Origin of the sequence: Synechococcus sp. R55.2 (assembly GCF_047462075.1) — a bacterium.
Classification (GTDB): domain Bacteria; phylum Cyanobacteriota; class Cyanobacteriia; order Thermostichales; family Thermostichaceae; genus Thermostichus.
Genome location: NZ_JANSIH010000395.1, coordinates 1 through 2,909, shown reverse-complemented (window position 1 = coordinate 2,909; position 2,909 = coordinate 1). Strand labels below are relative to the sequence as shown.

2 protein-coding genes and 1 pseudogene are annotated in these 2,909 nt (G+C 58.9%); 2 read left to right on the top strand and 1 reads right to left on the bottom strand.

All coding sequences use genetic code 11. The annotated features are described in order from the left end of the window. Nucleotides 1–79: 79 nt before the first annotated feature. A complete protein-coding gene (locus tag NW838_RS12715; protein WP_414358452.1) occupies nucleotides 80–607 on the bottom strand; it encodes a MarR family winged helix-turn-helix transcriptional regulator in 528 nt (175 codons plus the stop codon). Between the two features lie 384 nt (nucleotides 608–991). On the opposite strand from NW838_RS12715, the gene NW838_RS12710 reads away from it, so the two are divergent. Then, complete coding sequence (locus tag NW838_RS12710; protein WP_414358454.1) at nucleotides 992–2,284, top strand: D-alanyl-D-alanine carboxypeptidase; 1,293 nt, start codon at nucleotides 992–994, stop codon at nucleotides 2,282–2,284. Nucleotides 2,285–2,551: 267 nt separating this feature from the next. After that, nucleotides 2,552–2,909: pseudogene (locus NW838_RS12705) on the top strand (RNA-guided endonuclease TnpB family protein); the annotation flags it as partial.

Below are 2,909 nucleotides of genomic sequence, written 5' to 3'. Positions count from 1 at the left end.
CTTGCCGACTCTAGGGCTACTGAAAGCTCCCGCCTTTAGGCGGGGGTAGTTTACCAACACGACCCATGAAGACCAAAGACTATTGGCTTGGCTCTGACAATACAGCCGCCTCTGGATCCACTGACAAATGGGCGATCAGCCGATCCACCAGCCGCGAGAGGGTTGCCCGTTCTTCTGGGCTGAGACAGCCGTAGGTTTGCTCCCGCAACTGCCAAATCAGAGGGGGCAAAACGTCTTTCAGCTCCTCTCCTGCCGGTGTGAGGTAGACTCGCCAAATCCGCCGATCCTCAGGATCCCGCTGCCGCCGGATCAGCTCCCGTTTTTCCATGCCATCCAACACCCCGGTCATGGTGCCCCCCAACTGCTGCAGGCGCTCACAAATGGTGGAAGTCGGGATCCCGTCTTCTTCCCAGAGGCAGCAGAGCACCACCCAATGGGAGATGGTTAGGCCAAAAGGCTCTAAATAGGACTGGAACTTCCGCCGCACCAATTGAGACAACAATCGAATGCGATAGCCCAAGGAGTTGGGGGCGAGAATGTCATGCCACCGTTCTAGGAAAGCCTGTTTTTCCGATTGAACTCTTACTTTGGTTGGACTGTTTCCCATTGGCGGCCTGGAATGCTTAGAGTCTAAATCGCCCTATTTTATCTTTTACTCAGGAGAGAAGGAGCTTGCGATCCGTTCTGCACGAGTGTATGAGCCATCTCCCACCCTCTCCAGTACAGCCTAGCCCTTGCACAGCCAACGGACGATCTGCAGCCATTGCCGTTGCAAAGGATATCCATCAGGCAACACAGCATTTTCTGGCTTCGCATCAGGCTACAGCCGAGTGGGATCCCTGCCAAGCAAAAGATGGGCTCGCATGAACTGGAGTCGATAGCGCTGGAAGAGGCTGCCACAGAGATTTGCAAAGGCAGTTCGGATGGCACTAGAGTAGCGTCAAGTCTTGCCAGCCTGTCGTCTTTTGCAAGTGTCTTTGGTGAGGTCGTCATGCCGCTTATCCCACAGGGGTTGCGCCCCCATCGTCGTTTCCTCTGGGCAGGGATCCCGTTGGCCGGTGCTTTGGCCTTGGGGGCCTGCTGGAGCAATCGCACGGGTGCCGAAGTCGAGTTTCCCACATCGGCTCAGAATCCTTTCCCCCCCATCCCCACCCCACCGCCGCCGCTGCCTTCCCCAAGTGGAACTCCGGGCCTTCCCCCCTGGTGGCCTCGTGCCCAATCGCCGGAGTGGGAAGATTCCCCTTATGCTCCGGTCTTGTCCGGCTTTTTGCAGGGATTGGCAGCCCAAGGGGGAGCGCTCTCTCAACAGGGGATCCTGCTCTGGACACCGGAAGGGGATCTGTTAGCGGAGCATTTATCGGATCGGCCTTTGCCGGTGGGAGCCTTGGATCAGTTGGCCATCAGCTTGATGGCCCTGGAGACTTGGGGCTATGAACGTCGCTTTGAGACCCGGTTCTACACCACAGGCCATCTTTTGGGCCATCGCTTGACGGGAGATTTGATCCTGGTGGGTGGCGGGGATCCCTACTTCACGGAAGCGAATGTGGCAGAGCTGGCCCACCATTTGCATAGCCTCAACATTCGCCAGATCGACGGGGATGTGAAGGTGTTGTCCCCCTTGCACCTGCTGGGCCAACCCGATCCTTTGGCCGGTGCTCGGCGTTTGGCAGAGCTCCTCAGCGATACGCAACAGCCCCACCCGGTTGCCATTCGCGGCTCGGTGTCAACCCTGACAGCCCTCCCCGCGGACGCCCACTGCTTGGCTCGTTATACCTCGCTACGCCTGGGATCCCTGTTGCAAATCCTCAACGGCAGCAACGACCGGACTATGGCAGAAGCCCTGTTGGCGGAACTGGGGGGCAAAACAGCCCTGCTGGAGTACCTGCGGCAGCGGTTGGTGGCTCAGCCCATTTCCCGCCTGGATCCCGACATGGCCCCCGCCGAGCAAGACATTCGCTTTGGACAAAGGGGGCAAGCCCTGTACCTCTCCCCTCGCGCCCTAGCTCACCTCTGGGAGCAGTTGGTGGATCTCACGGACGGGGATCCGACTCGGATCTTGCCCAGAGCGGGCATTGGCCACAGCACCCTGCAGGCGCGCACCTTGCCCCCAGGCACGGTGGCTCAGGTGGGATCCGCTGCGGATCGGCTGATGATGATGGGGCAATTGCCGGATGGCACCCGCTTTATCCTGCTCAACCAAGGCCCCGACCTGGGCATTTTGAGCCAACAACAGGATCAGTTTCTGCGGGAGGTGGCGGCCATTTCCGAGCCCCTTCGCCGCTAATGCCGACAATTAGACTTCTTCTTTATGTACCTCTCCCCCACTTCCCGTTAGGGGGCGAGAGATTGCGGCCTTGCAGCTATGCAGGGCAGAGTAGTGCGCTCGCTACTGACTTGGGCGCATGGAGCCTTCAAAGAGCTGCTGAAGGCGGTGGCTAAGCAGTACGGGAAGCTGGTGATTGAAGTCTCAGCTTACTAGCGCAGGAGCCCCGCCCTCTGCCCACAGGGCGAGGGTCGGGAGGAATGCACTTTGATGAGGTACCGTAAGGGTATGACCCAAGTCCTGACCCTTTCCTGCAGGCTCAAGGTGTCTCAGTCGCAAGCCGCAAAGTTGGATGCGACCTTGGATGCCTTCGGCCAAGCCTTGAACTGGGTCAACCAAAACAAACCCGAGAAGGTCGCCAACGCCGTCAAACTTCAATCTCTGTGCTACCGCGAAATCCGTGCCCGGTTCGGCTTGTCCAGTAACTTGGCTCAGCAGGTCTGCAGACGGCTGGCCGGTGCCCGTAAAGTTGCCCGACAGAAAAACCGTCCGGTCAAAGCGTTCAAGAGAGGCTTTGCGACCTACGATGCCCGTATCTTTTCGTTCCGCGAGAAAGACTGGACGGTGTCGCTGACCACGGTGGAGG